Below are 17,437 nucleotides of genomic sequence, written 5' to 3' on the forward strand. Positions count from 1 at the left end.
CTTCGGCGCCCCGGCCATGATGCTGGAGCCGGGCGCGGTCGCCGCCTGGGCTGCCGGCCGCGGCCTGCCCGTCGTCACGCCCTGGGCGCCGGTGGGCTGGACGGCGGAGGCGCTGTCCGGCCTCGGCGTGCCCCTGCTGCGGTTGCGGCGCGACTGGGACGAGGCGTGCTGGCCGCGGGCCACCAAGGGCTTCTTCCCCTTCCGCGAGGGCATCCCCGCGCTGCTCGACCGGCTTCGCCCTATGCCGCCTGCGGATTGAGCGGACGGCCGAAGGCGGCCTCGATCTCCGCGAGCCACTCCGCCTCCCGCCCGAGGTAGCGGGGCGAGAGGTGGAAGGGCTCTACGCGGCGCACCCCGGCCGCGCGCGCGATCTCCCCGGCCGCGGTCGTGGTCAGGTGCATCCGCTCCGCGGCGATGGCGGCGTCGGCGGCCAGGAACGGCGCCTCGACGAACAGCGTGTCGGCGCCGCGCGCCAGTTCCACCGCGACGGCGCGATTGGCCGGCGTGTCGGCGAAGTCCGTCAGGTAGGCCACGCGCTGCCCCGGCGTGGCCACGACCAGCTCGCGCAGCGCGCCGAGCGGCTGCACCGGCGCGCCCGCGGCCTCCAAGGCGCGCGCGAAGACGGGCACGGGATGGTCGTCCGGCAGCCCCTCCGCCACGGCCCGCTTCAGCGTGGCGAGCCAGGGCCCGGTCGGCAGGCCGCGCTCTGCAAGGCGCGTGCGCCAGAGGTTCAGATGCACATCCTCCGCCAGCGCGAAGCCGAGCGAGGGCGTCCCGTGATCCAGCGGCGCTGCGCGCAGCCCGAGCCGGCCGAGGCGGAGCAGCGTGCCGTCCGCCTCCGGCGTCACGGGCGGCAGGTCCTCCCGCGCGAAGCCCGTGTGCAGCCGGAAGCGCGCGCGGGGGAAGGGGGGCGCGGCGCCGGCCTCGGTGACCTCGAAGACAAGGTCGGCCGGGATCCGGTCCACCAGGTTCCAGGTGTAGCCCGCCAGCCGGTGATGCAGCCGCGCCGCGAAGCCCTCGGGCCCGACCAACTGCAGGGTCTTCTCCCGCCCGATCAGTGGCCGCAGCAGTCGGTCGAAATCGGCCCAGTGGTCCATGTGGGCGTGGCTGACGCCGAGCAGTTCCACCCGCAGGAGGTGCCCGGTGGAGAGCGCCGAGAGGTCGCCGCAGTCGAACAGCACCGCGCCCGGCGCGTGCATCGCCTCCACGAAGACCGCCGGGTCGCCGGCGCGGCCGTTGAGCAGGCGGGGATGCAGCGTGGGCGTCATCCGGCCGCGATACTCCCTTCCGCGCGCCCGGTCCCTATCCCGCAGCGCCGCGCCGCACCGCATGGCCCGCCGTGACGGGAACGCGCGGTCGCGCCCCCACCCGGCTACGCTTCGCGGAACCACCCTCCCCCGCAAGGCGGGGGAGGGTTGGGGTGGGGGCGCGACCGACCTGCGGCAGCCCGCGCCTGTCTAGGCGACGACCAGGAAGTCGGTATGCGCCAGAACCGTGCCGGCGGCGAAGGTCGCGATGTCCCGCGCCGCGCCGGCGCCCACCCCATCCGCGTCCCAGCCCAGCCGCCCGGTCGCCTGGTCGTAGACGAACTGCCCGGTCGCCGCGGTCGCCGCCGTGCCGAAGGCCAGTTGCCCGGCCGCCAGCCCGCCCGCCTGCAGCCCGCCGCCGAAGGCCGAGGCATCCACCTGCAGCATGTCCACGCGGGTGGCGAAATCCAGCACCCGGTCGCCGCCCTCCGCGACGCTGTTCCAGATGAAGATGTCGCGCGCCCCGCCGCCATGCAGCGTGTCGCGGCCGAGCCCGCCCTCCAGCCGGTCGGCGCCGCCGCCGCCGCGCAGCATGTCGCCATCCGTCCCGCCCACCAGCACATCGGCCTGCGTGCCGCCGGTCAGCGTGTCCCGTCCGGCGCCGCCGGAGAGCGTGGCGCGGCCGCCGAGGCCGGCGGCGTTCATCGCATCCGCCGCGCTGCCGCCCTCGATGGAGATCTGCTCCACGGTGTCCACCGTCGCGGTCACGACGCCGGCCAGCCGCACGGTCCAGGCGCTGCCGGCGACGGCCTCGAAGGCGACCGCGGCGCTGCCGGTGGCGAAGCTCATCAGCAGCAGGTCGCTGCCCTCGCCGCCCTGCACCAGGTCGCCGCCGCCAGCCGAGACCAGCGTGTCCGCGCCCGCGCCGCCCTGCAGCGTGTCGGCATCCGCCACCACGGGCTCGTCGGCCGGCGCCATCGCGTGCCACATCGGCGACTTGCCGGTCCACATCGCGTGGTCCACCAGCAGGTCGTCGCCGATGCCGCCCTCCAGCAGGTCCGCGCCGCGGCCGCCATGCAGGCGGTCGTTGCCGTCCTCGCCGCGCAGCGTGTCGCGCCCGTCGTCGCCGCCCATCAGGTCGTGGCCGTTGCCGCCGCGCAGCAGGTTGTCGGTGTCGCCGCCGAACAGCGTGTCCGAGAAGGCGCTGCCGATCGCGTTCTCGATGGAGACCAGCGTGTCGCGCTTGCCCTCGAACAGCCAGGGGCTCGTGGCCATCTCGTAGGTGGTCACGATCGTCCCCGCCCCGCCCTCGTAGGGGAGCACTTCCGCCTCGCCGGGCCCGATCGGGGTCGGCGTGGGCGTGCCGTAGCCCGGCAGGTACGGCATCGAGAAGCCGGGCCAGCCCAGGTCCGGGGTCTCGGCATCCGGCAGCCAGACATTCACGGCGCCGCGCGCGGTGCTGTAGTCCACGGTGTCGTTGCCCAGGCTGCCGTCGAGCCGGTCCCAGCCGCCGCTCATCCGGAAGGTGTCGCCGCCCAGGTTGCCGACCAGGTTGTCGTCCCCGGCGGTGCCGGTCAGCGTCAGCGGCGCGAACAGGGAGGTCGTGCTCACCGTCGTCCCCGACGTCACCAGCGGCGAGGTGATCGACAGGCTGGTCAGGCTGGTGGTGCCGGCGAAGCCGAAGGTGATGGACATCGGGGTCTCTCCCATCCTTGCTGCGCCGGACCGGCGCGATGGCGGGAGAATGCCGGGCGGGGGGAGGGGCCGCCGTGCGCTGGCGCACAGGCGGTCCGGCGGCCTATTGCGGCTTGAAGCGGCTCGCCTTCGCCGCATCCGCGGCGCGCCAGAGATACCAGGCCGCGACGGAGCGCCACGGGCCCCAGGCCTCGCCGATGACGGCGAGTTCCTTCGGCTTCACCTGCGCCTCCGCGCCGGTCGCGACGCGCCAGCCCTCGCGCACGCCGAAATCGTCGACGGGGAGCACGTCCGGCCGGCCGAGGGTGAAGATCAGCAGCATCTCCACTGTCCAGCGCCCGACGCCGCGGACCTGCACGAGATGCTCGATCAACTGCGCATCCGACATGCGCGCCGCCCTCTGCCGCGTCGGCACCAGCCCGCCGACCGATTTCTCCGCGATGTCGCGGATGGCCGCGACCTTGCTGCCCGAGAGCCCGCAGGCGCGCATCGCCTCCACCGGCGTCTCCAGCACCTGCACCGCGGGCGGAAAGTCGTGGCCGGGATAGAGCGCGATGAAGCGCCCGAGGATCGCCTCCGCCGCGCGGCCATGCACCTGCTGGTGCGCGATGGCCCGCACCAGCGCCTCGTAAGGCTCCCGCCGCACCGGCCGCAGCGTGCAGGGGCCGACCTGGCGAATCACGCGCTTCAGCACGGGATCGCGGCGCAGGTGCTTCAGCGCCTCCGGCCCGGCCATCGCGCGGGCGGGCCGGTCGGGCTTCGCGGTCAGGGCCGGGGGCCCCTGCGTCATCGGAAGACGAGGTGCGGCAGCGTCAGCGTGATCCAGGGCACGTAGGTGATGACCATGAGGCAGGCGAAGATCACCCCGATGAACACCGGCAGGTAGCGCATCATCTTGTCGATGCTGGTGCCTGCCACCTGCGCCGCGGCGAAGAGGTTCACGCCGAAGGGCGGCGTGATCATGCCCATCGCCAGGTTCACCACCATGATCGTGCCGAAATGCACGCCGTCGATGCCGAAGCGCTCCGCCGCCTCCTGCAGGATGGGCGCGAGGACGATGATGGAGGCCGAGGTCTCCACGAACATCCCCACCACGAACAGGAACAGGTTGACGCCGAGCAGGTACCAGCCCGCGCCGTCGAAGGTCTCCACCAGCCAGGCGGCGGCCATGTCCGGCACGCCCTGGCGGTTCAGCAGCCAGGAGAACATCGCCGCACAGGCGATGATGAACATGATGACGGCGGAGGAGATCACCGACTTGCGGAAGATGGGATAGAGGTCGCGCCAGCCGATCTCGCGGTGGATGAACATGCCCACCAGGATCGCATAGACCACGGCGACCACGCTCGCCTCGGTCGGCGTGGTGATGCCGCCATAGATCCCGCCCAGCACCACCACCGGCATCAGCAGCGCCCAGCCGGCCTGGCGCAGCGCGACCAGGAAGGGCAGCCGGCCCTCGCCGTCCAGCTTGCCCCAGCCGTTGATGCGGCACCATACCAGCACGGTGGCGATCAGCGCGCCGCCGATCAGGATGCCCGGCCCGAAGCCGGCGATGAACAGCTCCGGGATGCTGGTCTGCGTCGTCACGCCGTAGAGGATCATCGGGATGGAGGGCGGGATGATCACGCCGAGCTCCGCCGCCGTGGCCTGCAGCGCCGCCGCGAAGGCCACGGGGTAGCCGGCCTTCACCAGCGCCGGGATCATGATGGCGCCGATCGCGAAGGTGGTCGCCACGCTGCTGCCGCTGATCGCGGCGAAGATCATGCAGGTGACCACGCAGGTCGCCGGCAGCCCGCCCTGGATGCCGCCCACGATGGACTTGGCGAATTCCACCAGCCGGCGGGAGATGCCGCCGACATCCATCAGGTTGCCCGCCAGGATGAAGAACGGGATCGCCGCCAGCGGGAACTTGTCCAGCGCGACGAAGAGCTGCTGCGCCGCGACGATCAGCGGGAAGTTCGTGTAGCCGGCGATGCCGACCACCGCGGCGATCCCGATCGCCACCGCCACCGGGATGCTGGCCGCGAACAGCACCAGCATCACGGTGAGCATCGCGCCGCTCATGTGTGCGTGCCCTCAGACGCCGGGCGGCGGCATCCGCCGCCTTGGCTTCGCGCAGGCCACAGGCGCACCGGGCCATGCGGGCGGGTTGTGCGCGGGCCGCATTCGCGGCCTCGGTCCGCTGCCGCGGACCGCCAGCGCCGGTCGATGAAGGGCCTCATACCGCGCTCTCCAGTTCCTCGCTGCGGCGGTCCAGGAAATGCGCAACCGCGCCGACCATCGCGAAGACCGCGCCGATGGGGATGGCCGCATAGCCCCAGGAGATGGAGACCTCGAGCCCCGCCAGCTCCTGGAACTGCACGCGCTCCGCCATGATCCAGCCGAACCAGAACATCACGCCCATCAGGGAGAGCGAGCAGGCCAGCGCCGCCGCCTCGATCGCGCGCCGCACCGCGCCGCGCGTATAGCGGTGCGCCATGTCGATCGACACCAGCGCGCCCATCCTGAGCGCGACCGCCACGCCCAGATAGGCCATCCAGATCAGCGCCATCCGCACCAGCGCCTCTGACCAGATCGACGGCGTGGAGGTGGCGAAGCGCGCGATCACCTGCCACATCCCGGCCGCCACCGCGACGGCCAGCGCGATGCAGGCGACGATGGACGCGATGCCGGTCGTGACCCGGTCGAGCGCCAGCACGCCCCGCCGCAGCGCGGCCCGCGCCCCTCCGCCGGAGCCCGCCCACAGCGCGATGCCCACCGCGACCAGCGTCGCGGCGAGGGTCGCCTGCAGCGGCATCACGTTCATCGCGTTCATCGGCAGTCCTCGGGATGCGCGCCCTGGATGCGCAAAGGGGCGCGGGGGTGTGCCCCGCGCCCCCGGTCAGGCCCTTGGCAGGCTTACGACGCCGGGCGCCATTCCCGGATGCGGCGCAGCAGCGCCTGGTCCAGGCCGCTCTCGATCTGCGACGCGCCGGGCTGCAGCGCCTGCTGGAAGGCGGCATTGTCCACCTGCGTCGTCACGGTCATCCCGCGCCGGCGCAGCTCCTCCACGCCGGTCTGCTCGTCGGCGGTGACGCGGGCGCGGTTCGCCGCGGCGCCGGCGCGCGCGGCCTCCGTGAAGGCAGCGCGGTCGGCGGCGTTCAGTCGCCCGACCATCGCCGGGTTGCAGATCAGCACGGCCGGCGAATAGACGTGGCCGGTCAGCGTCAGGAAGCGCTGCACCTGGTTCAGGTTGTTGGCCACGATCACCGGGATCGGGTTCTCCTGCCCGTCCACCGTGCCCTGCTGCAGCGCCGGCACCAGCTCGCTGAAGGCCATCGGCGTCGGCAGCGCGCCCAGCGTGGTGAAGGCGCGCATGTGGACCTGGTTCTCCATGGTGCGCACCTTCAGGCCGCGCACATCGGCCGGCGCGTTCACCTCACGGCGGGAATTGGTCAGGTGGCGGAAGCCGTTCTCCATCCACACCACGCCGACCAGGCCGCGCGCGTTGAAGCGGGCCAGCAGTTCCTGGCCGATCTGGCTGTCCAGCACGCCGCGGGCATGGGCGGTGTCGCGGAACAGGAAGGGCACGTCGAGGTTCCGCGTCTCCGGCACGAAGTTGCCGACCGGCCCGGTGGAGGTGATCACGCACTCGATCGTGCCGATCTGGACGCTCTCGATCGCCTCGCGCTCGTTGTCGTTGCGCTGGATGTTGACGCGGAAGCGGTTGTTCGTGGCGCGCTCGAAGGCCTCCTTGAAGGCGGTCGCGCCCGCGCCGTAGTGGCTGTTCAGCGGCAGCGGGTGCTGAAGGGTGATCTGCGTCTGCGCCTGGGCGGCGCCGGTCGGCAGCGTCGCGCCGAAGGGCAGGGCCAGCGCGGCGGCCAGCGCCAGGCGTCGTGTGAAGGTCATGGAACGGCGTCTCCCAGGGGGCGGGCGCCGCGCAGGGCGCCCTTGGGGGGCGGTATAGGTGAAGCGCCGTCCATCATTCAATCCCGGGTCCCGCCGCCGACGGGCGTGGCTCGCGCTGCAAACCGGCGCGATGCGGGGGCCGGCCGGCTTCCCTTCCCGGGCCGTCGCCGCGCATCCTGCCGCCCGCGCCCACCCGAGGAGGCCGCCATGCCCGGACCCGCTGCGAACCCGCTGGAGGCCCTGGTCCTCGACCTGGTCGAAGGGGTGCTCCGCCCGCGCCCCTATGCCGAGGTGATCGAGGCCTGGCGCACCTCCTGCCCGCGCCTGACGGTGTGGGAGGAGGCGACGGATCGCGGCTGGGTCGCGTTCCGCGGCGGACCGGGCGGCGCGCTGCTGGTCGCGGCCACGGAGGCGGGACTCGGCGCGCTGCAGGCGGCCGGGCGACTCACCCCAGCCAGGCCACGCTGACCCAGCCGATCGCGACCACGGCCAGGATCGAGGGCAGCAGCAGCCGCCACAGCTGCGCCGGCCGCGTGCCATCCGCCAGCAGGCCGCAGATCATCGCGGTGACGGCGAAGGACATCCCGGCGCCGGCGGCCCCGGCGAAGTTGTGCAGCGCGGGCGCCAGCATCCCCGGCATCCCCGCCGCCTGGCCCAGCGCCGCCTGCACCGGCATCAGCGCCGCGTTGGAACTGACGTTGCTGCCGGTGATCATGCCGGACGCCAGCCCCAGCACCGGCACCGCATAGGGCGCGAGCGGCCCGAGCGCGACGGCCGCGCCATCCGCCAGGCTGGCGGCGATGCCGGATCCCGCCAGCCAGCGCGCCAGCACCACGTACAGCAGCATCGCCATGACCGGCCGCTTGGCCCGCGCCAGGGCGCCGCGCGCCAGTGCCGGGCCGTTCGCACGCGCCAGCAGCAGCCCGCCGGCGAAGACCCACAGCACCACCGCGACATGCGTCACCGGGAAGCCTGGCAGGCCGGGGAAGGGCGTCCAGGCCGGCGCGCCCGGGATGCCGCGCGCCACCAGCAGCGCCACCGTGAGCCCGGCATAGGGCGCGAGCAGCCGCACGGCGCGCCACCAGCCCTCCGCCCCGCGCGGCGGATCCAGCCGCCACAGCAGCACCAGCAGCGGAACCCCGGTGGCGATGATCCCCGCCGCCTCGAAGGGGAATGCCGCGTGGGAGGCGACGAGCAGCGCGCCGACCAGCGCCAGCACCGCCGTCTGCACAGCCATCTCCCGCGCCGGCACCGCGACGCCCGCGATGCTGGAGAGACGCCACAGCACCGGCCCCAGCAGCACCAGCCACGCGGCATTCGGCCAGGCGGTCGCCGCCGCGACCTCCTGCGCTGGCACGCCGATCAGCGCGGCGCCCAGCGCCGTGCCGGGGCCGAGCCCGCCCCAGGGCACCAGCGTCAGCGCCAGCAGCGCGAGCGCACCCGCCGGAGCCGCACCCAGCCCCATGCCGCGCAGCGCGGACAGCGCGAAGACCGCGCCGACGCCGAAGCCCGTCACGCTCTCAAGGAAGCCGCCGGCCAGGATGGTGACGACGAAGATGCGCCGCGCCGTCGCCGGCCGCGTGGCGGCGCCGACGTCCCGCTGCACCGCCGCGTGGAACAGCAGCCCGCCAGTGACGACCCCGATGGGCTTCAGTGCCAGGAAGGCGCCGCGCGCGGTCTCTTCGGCCAGGAAGGGGAGGGCGGCGACGTCGGCGGGCAGCGAGAGCAGCACCGCCGGGATCGCTGCCGCCAGCGCCGCCAGCACCGCCGGCACCGGCCCGGCCCGGCCGGAGAGCAGCAGCGCGACCAGCAGCAGCAGCGGCAGCGCCTGGAGAGCCAGAATCATGCCGCGATCCTTGCGCAGGCGGCACATCGGCGCGAGCCTGCCCGCCGATGTTCGACCCGCTCCCCTACGCCGCGTACGGCAGCAACCTGCACCATGCCCGCATGTGGCAGCGCTGCCCCGGCGCCGTGCCGCTGGGCAGCACGCTGCTGCCGGGCTGGCGCCTCGCCCTCGGCCGCTTCGCCGCCATCGCGCGCGACGAGGCCGCGCGCGTGCCGCTCGGCCTGTGGCGCGTGTTGCCGCAGCACCTGCTGACGCTGGACGTGATGGAGGGCACCGCGCTCGGCATCTACGAGCGCGTGCGCATCCGCCTGCCCGACGGGGCCGAGGCCTGGACCTATCTGGAGCGGCGGCCGCGCCCCGGCCCGCCGGAGGCGTGGTACGTGCGGCACCTCCGCCATGGCTACCGCGACTTCGGCCTCGACCCGTCGCCGCTGGAGGCGGCGCTGTCGGCCTCCGGCTTCGCGGGCTGAGCGGGCAGCGCCGGCGCGGCGACCAGCGTGGCGGGCCGCCGCTGCGCCACCTGCGCCTCGCGGTGCGTGATGTAGAGCGCGCTGCCGACGATCAGCGCCGCGCCGAGGCCGAGCCAGGCATCCGGCACCTCGTTGAACAGCAGCACGCCGAAGGCCGCGGCGAAGATCAGGCGCACATAGGAGATCGGCGCCAGCACGCTGGCATCCGCCAGCCGCAGCGCGGTGATCCAGACATGCATGGCGAAGGGCCCGCACAGCCCGGTCAGCACCAGCAGACCCAGGTTCCACCAGCCCGGCCAGGCCAGCCCTGGCAGCGCGACGGGCAGCGTCATTACGGTGGTGACCACGCCGATGTAGAACATGATGGTCGGCGTGCGCTCGCTGCGCGCCAGCATCTTCGTCGTCAGCATGATCGCCGCGCCGAGGAAGGCCGAGCCGATCGCCGCCGCGACCGGCCAGCCCACCTCCACCGCGCCGGGCCTGACGATCGCCAGCACGCCGAGGAACCCCACCAGCGTCGCCGTCCAGCGCCGCCAGCGCACGCGCTCGCCCAGCACCGGCCCGGCCAGCGCGGTGACGAACAGCACGGAGGTGAAGGACAGCACCGTCGCGGTGGCCAGCGGCAGCGCCGCGAAGGAGATGAAATAGGCGTACCAGGAGATGCCGGACATCGCGCCGCGCAGCAGGTTCAGCCGCAGCTGCCCGGTGCGCATCAGCCCGACCGGGTCGCGCAGGAAGGACGGCACGGTCCAGGCCAGCTGGCCCAGCGCGCGCGCCAGCACGATGGTGGCCAGCGGCACACCCTCGATCGCCTTCACCACCACCGTCTCGAGATTGAACAGCAGCGCGGAGAAGACGGAGAGCAGCGCGGCGCGCGTCATCGCCGTCATCGCCGCCGCGCCTCCGACACGGTGACGATCAGCGCCCCGGCCAGGATCGCCACGGCGCCCGCCCAGGCGAAGAGGTCCGGCACCTCGCCCCAGGCGAGCCAGCCCACCACCGCCAGCAGCGGCAGGCGCAGATACTGGAAGGGCGAGACGGCGGAGGCCTCGCCCGCGCGCAGCGCCTCCGTCACCAGCCAGATGATGGAGGGCGTGACCAGCGCGGTGCCGATCATCACCGCCCATTCCGGCGCGCCAATCGGCGTCCAGGCCGCGACGGCGAAGGGCAGGGCGCCGCCGAAGGTGATCAGCCCGACCCAGGCCAGGATCGTCGCCGTGCCGTCGGTGCGCGTCAGGCTGCGCGAGGTGAGCGTGATGCCGCACCAGGCGATCGCCCCGCCGAGGCCCGCCAGCGCGCCCACCAGGTCCCAGTCGCCGCCCGGGCGCAGCATCACCGCGATGCCCGCCAGGCCCACCAGCGCCCCAGCCCAGCGCCAGCGATCCACCCGCTCGCCCAGGATCGGGCCGGCCAGCAGGGTGGTGAACACCACGTTGGTGAAGGACAGCGCCGCGGCGGTGGCCAGGTCCAGCCGCGCCACCGAGAGGTAGTAGAGCCCCCAGCAGCTGAGGGAGGACAGCCCGCGCAGCAGGTGCATGCCCAGGCGCTGCGTGCGGAGCACGCGCGGCCCGCGCGCCAGGATGACCGGCAGCACCCAGGCCATCTGGCCCGCGGCGCGGGCGGCGACCTGCATCTCCACCGGCACGCCGCGCGCGGTCAGCCAGCGCAGCGACAGCGCCTCCACGGCGAAGATCACCGCCGCGGCCGACATCAGCGCGGCCCCGCGCAGGTTGTCGGCGTCCCTCATCTCGCGCGGCTGGCCCGCATTGACGTATGGCTGGTCCCGGCTAGCGTGGACGCCATCTGATCCGCGTCGGTCCGCGCCCGCAAGCGCGCCTGCCGCATACGGGAGTTGCGTCCGGGTGGCCAAGGAAGCCGAGCAGCAGGCGGCGCGGGACGCCGTGGATCGAGGCCCGATCCTGATCTGGGGCGCGGGCGCCATCGGCGGCACGGTCGGGGCGCATCTGGCGCGGGCGCGCCATGCGGTGGTCTTCGTGGACATTGTGGCCGATCACGTCGCCGCCATCCGCGACCCCGCGCGGGGGCTCGCCATCGAGGGACCGGTCGCCTCCTTCACGGCCACCGCGCCCGCCGTCACGCCCGATGCGCTGCAGGGCGTCTTCCGCCGTGTCTTCCTCTGCGTGAAGACGCACGACACGGAAGCCGCCTGCCGCCAGCTGCTGCCGCACCTCGCCTCGGACGGCTACGTGCTCTCGCTGCAGAACGGCCTGTGCGAGCGCGTCATCGCGGAGGTCTGCGGCGCTTCGCGCACCATGGGCGCCTTCGTCAACTTCGGCGCCGACTGGCTGGAGCCCGGCCGCATCCTCTACGGCAACCGCGGCGCGGTGGTGGTGGGCGAGCTGGACGGCGCCGCGACGCCGCGCGTGACGGCGCTGCATGCGCTGCTGCGCGACACCTTCGAACCCGATGCGGTGCTGACCGACAACATCTGGGGCTATCTCTGGGGCAAGCTGGCCTATTCCAGCCTGCTCTACATGCAGGGCCTGGCGGAGAAGGGCATCGCCGACACGCTGGCGCGGCCCGAGCTGCTGCCGCTGATCCGCGCCCTATGCGGCGAGGTCATGGCGGTGGCCCGCGCGGAAGGCGTGCGCCCGCTCGGCTTCAACGGCTTCGACCCGGCGGCCTTCATGCCCGGCGCGACGGAGAACGCCGCGCGGGCCTCCGTCGCCGCGCTCGAGGCCTTCAACCGCCCGAACGCCAAGACGCATTCCGGCATCTGGCGCGACCTCTGGGTGCGCCGGCGCGCGACGCCCGCCGATGCGCAGATCGGCGCCGCCATCCCGATCGGGCGTGCGCATGGCATCGCCTGCCCGGCGCTGGCTCGGCTGATCGCGATGATCCATGAGTGCGAGCGCGGCGAGCGCAGCATGTCCGACGATAACCTGACCGAGCTGGCGAGGAGCCTCACATGAACATCCGCTTCGACGGCGTGACCGTCGCCGTCACCGGCGCCGGCCACGGCTTCGGCCGCGCCATCGCGCGCGGCTTCGCCGGATTGGGCGCGCGCGTCTTCGGCTGCGACCTCTCGGCCGCCGAGCTGGCGGAGACGGCGCAGGGCAATGGCATCGCCACCGCCGCCTTCGACCTGACCGCGAAGGGCGCCGCCGAGGGATGGATCAAGTCCATCGAGGACGCGACCGGCGGCCCGGTCGGCGTGCTGGTCAGCAATGCCGGCGGCGTGCGCGGCCAGGTGATGCACCCCGTGGAGGAGGTGCCGGAGGAGGACTGGCACGCCATCTTCGACATCAACACCCATGCCGCCTTCCGGCTGGCGAAGGCCGTCGCGCCCGGCATGAAGAAGGCGCGCCAGGGCCGCATCGTGACGATCAGCAGCGGCGCCGGCCTCAAGCCCAGCCGCACCGGCATCCAGGCCTATTGCGCGGCGAAGCACGCCCTCGTCGGGCTGACGAAGCAGCTCTCCCGCGAGCTCGGCCCCTTTGGCATCACGGTGAACTCCGTGGCACCCGGCTTCGTGCTCTCCAACCCCGCCTCCATCGCGCAGTTCGAGAGCTACGGCGAAGCGGGCAAGAAGGCGCTGGTGGAGGGGCTTGCCATGCGCCGCCTCGGCACGCCGGAGGACATCGCCACCGGCGTGCTGTTCTTCGCCAGCCCGCAGGCCAACTGGATCACCGGCCAGGTCCTGTCGGTCGACGGCGGCAGCTGAGCGCGGGCGGCGAGGCCGGGCGCGACGCGATGCCGCCGCAGGCGCTTCCCTGGGCGCTGATCGGCTCCGCCTGCCTCGCCATGTTCGCGATCTCCGCGAGCGGCACCACCCGCGCGCCCTTCCTGCTGGAGATGGCGCGCGACCTCTCCACCAGCCTGGCGCTGACGGCGAACCTGATGGCGATCAACGCCGTCACCTGGGGCGTCGCCTCGCTGCTGGTGGGGCCGGTCTCGGACCGCATCGGGCGCCGGCCCTTCCTGCTCGGCGCGCCGCTCCTGCTCGGCCTGTCCAGCGTCGGCATCGCCGGCGCGCAGACCTTCCCGGGCGTCGCCGCCTGGGTCGCCGTGGCCGGCGCGGCCGCCGGCGCGATCTCCACCGCCGTCGTCACCGAGGTCTCCTCCCGCGTCGAGGACCGCCAGCGCGGCCGGGCGCTGGGCTGGGCGCTCTCGGGCCAGTCGCTCGCGCTGCTGCTCGGCGTGCCGCTCGCGGCGTGGGTCGGCGCGGCGATCGGCTGGCGTGGGGTGAATCTCTGCGTCGCGGCGGTGGCGCTGGCCGCGGGACTCACCCTGCTGCTCGCCACACGGCGGCCGGTGGCGGCGCGTGGCCGGGGCCAACCTTCCACCACCGACTACCGCGCCGCCATGTCCCCGCGCGTCCTGCGGCTGCTGGCGACGGGCGTGACGGAGCGCAGCTGCTACGCCCTGGCCGTGACCTTCTTCGCGACCTTCCTGCAATCCGCCTACGGCCTGTCGCTCGCCGGGCTGGCGTTGCCGCTGGCGGTCTTCGCTCTCGGCAACATCCTTGGCACGCTGCTCGGCGGGCAGCTCGCCGACCGGCTGCCGAACCGGCTGCTGACCTATGCGGGCGCGATGCTCGCCGCCGCCGGCATTGCGCTGCCGCTGTTCCTCTGGCACGGCAGCCTCGTCGCCTCCGTCGTGCTCGGCTTCGGCTTCGTGCTGGCCATCTCCGTCGCGCGGCCCTGCCTGATGGCGGCGTTGAGCAACGTGCCGGAGGAGGTGCGCGGCACGGTGCTCGGCCTCAACGTCACCTCCGCCTCGATGGGCTGGCTCGGCGCGACCGCGCTCGGCGGGCTCGCCATGGCGGAGTTCGGCTTCGCGGGCCTGGCGCCGATGGCGGCCGTGCTGTCGGCGGCCGGCGCCTGGCTGGCGCTTTCCGCCGCGCGACGGGGCTGACGGCGCAATTGCCGCCAGGCCCGCGCGCCGGCCTCACCCGATGGGGCTGAGGTCCAGCTTGCCGTTCTCGTCCGTCGCCGCCACGCGCAGCAGGTCGGCGAAGGTGAAGCTGCGGTCCGCGCCGGGCAGCGCCAGGCCCGGGACGGGGTCGCCGAAGCGCCAGGTCGGGTTGCGGCCCAGGATGCTGGCCGGGTCGCCGTCCAGCAGCCCGACGAAGGTCTCGGCGACGATGCGGCTGCCGAGCGGCCCGAGCCGCGCGCCGCGCTGCGTCACATGCGCCTCCTTCAGGATGTAGTACCAGAGCGGCGTGCGCTCGTGCAGGCCGTGCCTGCGCGCCGCCCGGCCGTCCGGCGTGTCGTCGCCGATCTGTGCCGGCGACAGCGACTCGATCCGCATCCGCTTCGCGATGTCCTGTGCAGCTGGCAGCCTCATCTTCATGCCGCGCCGCAGGTTCATCACCGCCAGGCTCGTGCTGCCGTCGGGTGCCGGCTTGCGCTCGGCCGGCGGCGGCGCCGGCGGCACGCCCAGCAGGTGCAGCTCCTCCGCCAGGTAGGGGTCGATGTTGCGGCTGAGGTTCAGGCCCAGGCCGGGCGAGGTGCCGACATCGCCCTCGAACCGCACGAAGCGCCGCCAGTCGATGATCCAGTCGCCGGGGAAGGTCGGCGTGCCGCCTGGCCGGCCGATCTGCCCGGACTTCGCGGTGAACAGGAACAGCAGCGCGAAATTGGCCGGCGGCAGCGGCGCATTGCCCGGTCGGAAGATCCGGTTGTGGTTGTAGATCTCCCGCACCATGGAATGGCCCAGCCGGTAGGCGGCGGCGGAGAACTCCACCGGGATGTAGGGCGTGCCGCCCGGGCCGAACTGCTCGAAGCGGAAGAAGTCGCGCCGGTCCACCGCGGCGGCGATGTCGTTCACGTCGCACAGCTTGGCGACGAAGTCGCGCAGCACCATCGCCTGGTAGAGGTCCACCACCGCGCGGCGCGTCTCGTCGAACAGCCGGCCGCGCGGCACCTTGCCGTCCAGCTTGCGCGCGACGGCGTTGTGGAAGCGCAGGAACGCCACATGCGTCTGCGCCACCAGCAGGTTCTCGTCGTTGCGCTCGTCGCCGATGATGGCGAAGCCCTGCGCGTTGCGCGGCAGGTCGTGCGGCAGGCCGGAGAAATCCTCCGCAGCGCCCTTGCTGGTCAGGCCCAGCAGCAGCTTCACCGGCGCCGGATCGCCGCCCATCCCCTTGCTGTCGCGGTCGTACATCGAGGGTTGCGCGCGCGGCCCGGAGCCATAGACGCTGTCGAGGTCGAGGCCGGGCGTGCGGAAGTTCCACACCGCCGTGGGATCCTCCGCCATCTCGCTCAGCGTCGTGGTGTCCAGCGTGATGTCGTGGTCCACGAACTGGCCGAGATAGGTGTAGCCGGCGGGGATGTTCTCGTTGTCGCCAGAGGGCCGGCCGCGCGCCCCGTCCACCATCGCGAGGCCCAGCTCCACCAGCGCCGCGTCGGGCACATCGAGCGGCGTGTCGAGCTCGGGGAACATCCGGCCGAAGCGGCCGGCCTTCGCGGTGGTGCCGAGCGGCGGCACGATGTCGTGCCGTTCGGTGCGGCCGTGATGGCCGGGTTCGGTCGTGGCGGTCGTCGGAGCGGTTTCGGGCATGGCCGGCGCCTCCTGCGTTGCTGCGGGCGGGGCGCAGCCTCGGCCCCGCGATGCGCAGGGTCGAGCGAAGTCACGCGAAAGCGCGACGAAAATTCTCCGATAGGTCGTTCACTGCAACGTGACTGCGCTCGCTCCGGGCGGGTCGTTCCTCTGTTGCGCGTGACGCTCGTGCAGGACTGCGTGCTGCACGCGACGCTGGAGGCACGGCTGCGGGAACTGCAGGACCGCGCGCACCGCACCGAGAGCGAGGCGCCACTCGACTTACGCGAGCGGGATCGCCGAGACGGTGGATACGCGGCCGCGGCGCTCCCGCACCAGCTTCCGCGAGGATGCCCCACGCGCCGCCGGTCGCGATGTGCCGTCCGCGGCGGCAAGTGGCGAGATGCCGCGCACGGGCGACTGCGCGACGCCCAGCGCCTGATCGTGCCCGCTCACTCCAGCGTCGCGAACAGCCCCGCCAGCAGCCGCGCGCGCGGCACCAGGCTGCCGATCGTGATGTGCTCCTCCAGCGTATGCGCACCCGCGCCGCCGACGCCGAGCCCGTCCAGCGTCGGCACGCCCATCGCGCCGGTGAAGTTCCCGTCCGAACCGCCGCCGCTGCTCTGGTGGTTGATGTCGAAGCCGATCGTCTGCGCCAGACGGCGCGCATGGCCGTACAGCGACATCACCTGCTCGTCCGCTTCCCACACCGGCCGCGTCACGCCGCGCGTCACCTCGAGCGCCACGTCGGGATTGGAGGAGGCGAGCGCCAGCATTCGTGCGACGCCCGCATCCAGGTCCGCCTGCCGCTTCGCCATGGAGAGCACCTCCAGGTCGCAATGCGTGGCGACGCAGTTCACCCACTGCCCGCCGCGGATCACGCCGGCCGAGAAGGTGCAGTCCTCCGTCGTCATCGCCTCGATCGCCAGCACCTGGCGACACATCTCGCGGATCGCGCTGCGCCCTTCGCCCAGCGTCGCGCCGGCATGGCTCGGCCGTCCGGTGGTGCGCAGGTTGAAGCGGGCGATGGCGTAGCGCCCGGTGACCACGCCGCCATCGGGCCGCGCGGGTTCCGGCACCAGCACGAAGCTCGCCCGCGCCGCTTCCGCCTCGATCAGGTCGCGCGTGCTCGGGCTGCCCACCTCCTCGTCGGAGGTCAGCAGGAAGGTGACGGGCAGCGGCGTCGCGATCCCCGCCGCGCCGATCCGGCGCATCGCCTCCACCGCCAGGAAGGTGCCGCCCTTCATGTCGAAGACGCCGGGGCCGCGCACCAGCCCCCCATCGCGCCGCCACGGCATCTTCGCGAGCGTGCCGACGGGGTGGACGGTGTCGAGATGCGCCAGCACCAGGATGCCCGGCGCGGCCTCCCCCGACGGGTGGGGGAAGCGCGCGCGGATGCAGTCGCCGAAGCCCATGCGGCCGGGGATGCGCTCGATCCGCGCGCCCAGCAGCGCCAGGTCGCGCGCCGCCAGCGCCATCATCGCGTTCACCGCGGCCGTGTCGAAGGTCGGGGATTCGCATTCCACCCAGGGCCGCAGGCCCGCCAGGATCGCCTCCGTGTCGAAGGGCAGGTCGAGGGCGGGGTGGCGAAAGGCTGCGGCGTCCATGGCGGGCTCTTCCGGAGGGTGCGGCAGCCTGCGGGCGATGCCGGGCCGCGGCAAGGGGCTGTGGCCCCGCCGCACGGCTCGGGTGTGCCGCCTCGCGGCCGCCTGCTAGGCTCCCGGGATGAGCGCCAGCACCCCCCCCGGCCCGCGCCCGCGCCTCGTCCCCCAGGCCGGGCCCGCGGC

The 17,437-nt window shown here is 73.6% G+C and carries 16 protein-coding genes and 1 pseudogene; 6 read left to right on the top strand and 11 right to left on the bottom strand.

Annotation, left to right across the window (positions count from 1 at the left end):
- Nucleotides 1-259, top strand: a pseudogene (locus OZN99_RS10270) (hypothetical protein); the annotation flags it as partial.
- Here the strand turns inward: OZN99_RS10270 and OZN99_RS10275 are convergent.
- The 6 genes from OZN99_RS10275 to OZN99_RS10300 form a co-directional block, all read right to left on the bottom strand.
- Entirely contained in the window at nucleotides 240-1,268 is a 1,029-nt protein-coding gene (locus OZN99_RS10275) for an MBL fold metallo-hydrolase (RefSeq protein ID WP_270935119.1), read from the bottom strand. The pseudogene OZN99_RS10270 and the gene OZN99_RS10275 overlap by 20 nt on opposite strands.
- Before the next feature lie 189 nt (nucleotides 1,269-1,457).
- On the bottom strand, nucleotides 1,458-2,942 hold the full coding sequence (locus OZN99_RS10280) for a calcium-binding protein (protein WP_270935120.1): 1,485 nt from the start codon (nucleotides 2,940-2,942) through the stop codon (nucleotides 1,458-1,460).
- A 103-nt stretch (nucleotides 2,943-3,045) separates the two neighbouring features.
- The gene (locus OZN99_RS10285; RefSeq protein WP_270935134.1) at nucleotides 3,046-3,678 is read right to left on the bottom strand and encodes a DNA-3-methyladenine glycosylase family protein; all 633 of its coding nucleotides are present in this window, start codon (nucleotides 3,676-3,678) and stop codon (nucleotides 3,046-3,048) included.
- A 50-nt stretch (nucleotides 3,679-3,728) separates the two neighbouring features.
- Nucleotides 3,729-5,006, bottom strand: a complete 1,278-nt coding sequence (locus OZN99_RS10290) for a TRAP transporter large permease (protein ID WP_270935121.1) — start codon at nucleotides 5,004-5,006, stop codon at nucleotides 3,729-3,731.
- Between the two features lie 154 nt (nucleotides 5,007-5,160).
- The gene (locus OZN99_RS10295; RefSeq protein WP_270935122.1) at nucleotides 5,161-5,757 is read right to left on the bottom strand and encodes a TRAP transporter small permease; all 597 of its coding nucleotides are present in this window, start codon (nucleotides 5,755-5,757) and stop codon (nucleotides 5,161-5,163) included.
- Between the two features lie 83 nt (nucleotides 5,758-5,840).
- Complete coding sequence (locus OZN99_RS10300; protein ID WP_270935123.1) at nucleotides 5,841-6,830, bottom strand: DctP family TRAP transporter solute-binding subunit; 990 nt, start codon at nucleotides 6,828-6,830, stop codon at nucleotides 5,841-5,843.
- A gap of 207 nt (nucleotides 6,831-7,037) precedes the next feature.
- Here OZN99_RS10300 and OZN99_RS10305 point away from each other — a divergent pair, with 207 nt between their 5' ends.
- Nucleotides 7,038-7,298, top strand: coding sequence for a hypothetical protein (locus OZN99_RS10305; protein WP_270935124.1), 261 nt, complete (start codon nucleotides 7,038-7,040; stop codon nucleotides 7,296-7,298).
- Here the strand turns inward: OZN99_RS10305 and OZN99_RS10310 are convergent.
- The gene (locus OZN99_RS10310) at nucleotides 7,276-8,676 is read right to left on the bottom strand and encodes an L-lactate permease (RefSeq protein ID WP_270935125.1); all 1,401 of its coding nucleotides are present in this window, start codon (nucleotides 8,674-8,676) and stop codon (nucleotides 7,276-7,278) included. The two genes, OZN99_RS10305 and OZN99_RS10310, sit on opposite strands and share 23 nt — an antisense overlap.
- Nucleotides 8,677-8,723: 47 nt before the next feature.
- Between OZN99_RS10310 and OZN99_RS10315 the strand changes: the two genes are divergently transcribed.
- On the top strand, nucleotides 8,724-9,146 hold the full coding sequence (locus OZN99_RS10315) for a gamma-glutamylcyclotransferase family protein (RefSeq protein WP_270935126.1): 423 nt from the start codon (nucleotides 8,724-8,726) through the stop codon (nucleotides 9,144-9,146).
- Here OZN99_RS10315 and OZN99_RS10320 read toward each other — a convergent pair.
- Together OZN99_RS10320 and OZN99_RS10325 are read right to left on the bottom strand one after the other, a co-directional pair.
- Nucleotides 9,077-10,036, bottom strand: coding sequence for a DMT family transporter (locus OZN99_RS10320; protein WP_270935127.1), 960 nt, complete (start codon nucleotides 10,034-10,036; stop codon nucleotides 9,077-9,079). The genes OZN99_RS10315 and OZN99_RS10320 overlap by 70 nt on opposite strands.
- Nucleotides 10,033-10,893 (bottom strand): DMT family transporter, encoded by an 861-nt coding sequence (locus OZN99_RS10325; protein WP_270935128.1) that lies wholly within the window; start codon nucleotides 10,891-10,893, stop codon nucleotides 10,033-10,035. The genes OZN99_RS10320 and OZN99_RS10325 overlap by 4 nt, the downstream gene beginning before the upstream one ends.
- Before the next feature lie 115 nt (nucleotides 10,894-11,008).
- Between OZN99_RS10325 and OZN99_RS10330 the strand changes: the two genes are divergently transcribed.
- The 3 genes from OZN99_RS10330 to OZN99_RS10340 are packed head-to-tail and all read left to right on the top strand — an operon-like array spanning nucleotide 11,009 to nucleotide 14,024.
- The gene (locus OZN99_RS10330; protein ID WP_270935129.1) at nucleotides 11,009-12,079 is read left to right on the top strand and encodes a ketopantoate reductase family protein; all 1,071 of its coding nucleotides are present in this window, start codon (nucleotides 11,009-11,011) and stop codon (nucleotides 12,077-12,079) included.
- Entirely contained in the window at nucleotides 12,076-12,831 is a 756-nt protein-coding gene (locus tag OZN99_RS10335) for an SDR family NAD(P)-dependent oxidoreductase (protein ID WP_270935130.1), read from the top strand. Before OZN99_RS10330 ends, OZN99_RS10335 begins: the two co-directional genes overlap by 4 nt.
- A gap of 29 nt (nucleotides 12,832-12,860) precedes the next feature.
- Entirely contained in the window at nucleotides 12,861-14,024 is a 1,164-nt protein-coding gene (locus OZN99_RS10340; protein ID WP_270935131.1) for an MFS transporter, read from the top strand.
- A gap of 33 nt (nucleotides 14,025-14,057) precedes the next feature.
- On the opposite strand, the gene OZN99_RS10345 is transcribed toward OZN99_RS10340, so the two are convergent.
- Nucleotides 14,058-15,671, bottom strand: a complete 1,614-nt coding sequence (locus OZN99_RS10345; protein ID WP_270935132.1) for a peroxidase family protein — start codon at nucleotides 15,669-15,671, stop codon at nucleotides 14,058-14,060.
- A 431-nt stretch (nucleotides 15,672-16,102) separates the two neighbouring features.
- Nucleotides 16,103-17,257, bottom strand: a complete 1,155-nt coding sequence (locus tag OZN99_RS10350) for a M20/M25/M40 family metallo-hydrolase (RefSeq protein ID WP_270935133.1) — start codon at nucleotides 17,255-17,257, stop codon at nucleotides 16,103-16,105.
- Nucleotides 17,258-17,437: the final 180 nt, after the last annotated feature.

It is taken from the genome of Falsiroseomonas oryzae, assembly GCF_027856955.1.
Lineage (GTDB): Bacteria > Pseudomonadota > Alphaproteobacteria > Acetobacterales > Acetobacteraceae > Falsiroseomonas > Falsiroseomonas oryzae.

Excerpts from the sequence above, each read along its gene's own strand:
- OZN99_RS10280 (WP_270935120.1), bottom strand. The coding sequence starts at position 2,942 with ATGTCCATCACCTTCGGCTTCGCCGGCACCACCAGCCTGACCAGCCTG.
- OZN99_RS10295 (WP_270935122.1), bottom strand. The coding sequence starts at position 5,757 with ATGAACGCGATGAACGTGATGCCGCTGCAGGCGACCCTCGCCGCGACG.
- OZN99_RS10350 (WP_270935133.1), bottom strand. The coding sequence starts at position 17,257 with ATGGACGCCGCAGCCTTTCGCCACCCCGCCCTCGACCTGCCCTTCGAC.
- OZN99_RS10290 (WP_270935121.1), bottom strand. The coding sequence starts at position 5,006 with ATGAGCGGCGCGATGCTCACCGTGATGCTGGTGCTGTTCGCGGCCAGC.
- OZN99_RS10315 (WP_270935126.1), top strand. The coding sequence starts at position 8,724 with ATGTTCGACCCGCTCCCCTACGCCGCGTACGGCAGCAACCTGCACCAT.
- OZN99_RS10340 (WP_270935131.1), top strand. The coding sequence starts at position 12,861 with ATGCCGCCGCAGGCGCTTCCCTGGGCGCTGATCGGCTCCGCCTGCCTC.
- OZN99_RS10325 (WP_270935128.1), bottom strand. The coding sequence starts at position 10,893 with ATGAGGGACGCCGACAACCTGCGCGGGGCCGCGCTGATGTCGGCCGCG.
- OZN99_RS10285 (WP_270935134.1), bottom strand. The coding sequence starts at position 3,678 with ATGGCCGGGCCGGAGGCGCTGAAGCACCTGCGCCGCGATCCCGTGCTG.
- OZN99_RS10335 (WP_270935130.1), top strand. The coding sequence starts at position 12,076 with ATGAACATCCGCTTCGACGGCGTGACCGTCGCCGTCACCGGCGCCGGC.
- OZN99_RS10310 (WP_270935125.1), bottom strand. The coding sequence starts at position 8,676 with ATGATTCTGGCTCTCCAGGCGCTGCCGCTGCTGCTGCTGGTCGCGCTG.
- OZN99_RS10345 (WP_270935132.1), bottom strand. The coding sequence starts at position 15,671 with ATGCCCGAAACCGCTCCGACGACCGCCACGACCGAACCCGGCCATCAC.
- OZN99_RS10320 (WP_270935127.1), bottom strand. The coding sequence starts at position 10,036 with ATGACGGCGATGACGCGCGCCGCGCTGCTCTCCGTCTTCTCCGCGCTG.
- OZN99_RS10275 (WP_270935119.1), bottom strand. The coding sequence starts at position 1,268 with ATGACGCCCACGCTGCATCCCCGCCTGCTCAACGGCCGCGCCGGCGAC.
- OZN99_RS10305 (WP_270935124.1), top strand. The coding sequence starts at position 7,038 with ATGCCCGGACCCGCTGCGAACCCGCTGGAGGCCCTGGTCCTCGACCTG.
- OZN99_RS10300 (WP_270935123.1), bottom strand. The coding sequence starts at position 6,830 with ATGACCTTCACACGACGCCTGGCGCTGGCCGCCGCGCTGGCCCTGCCC.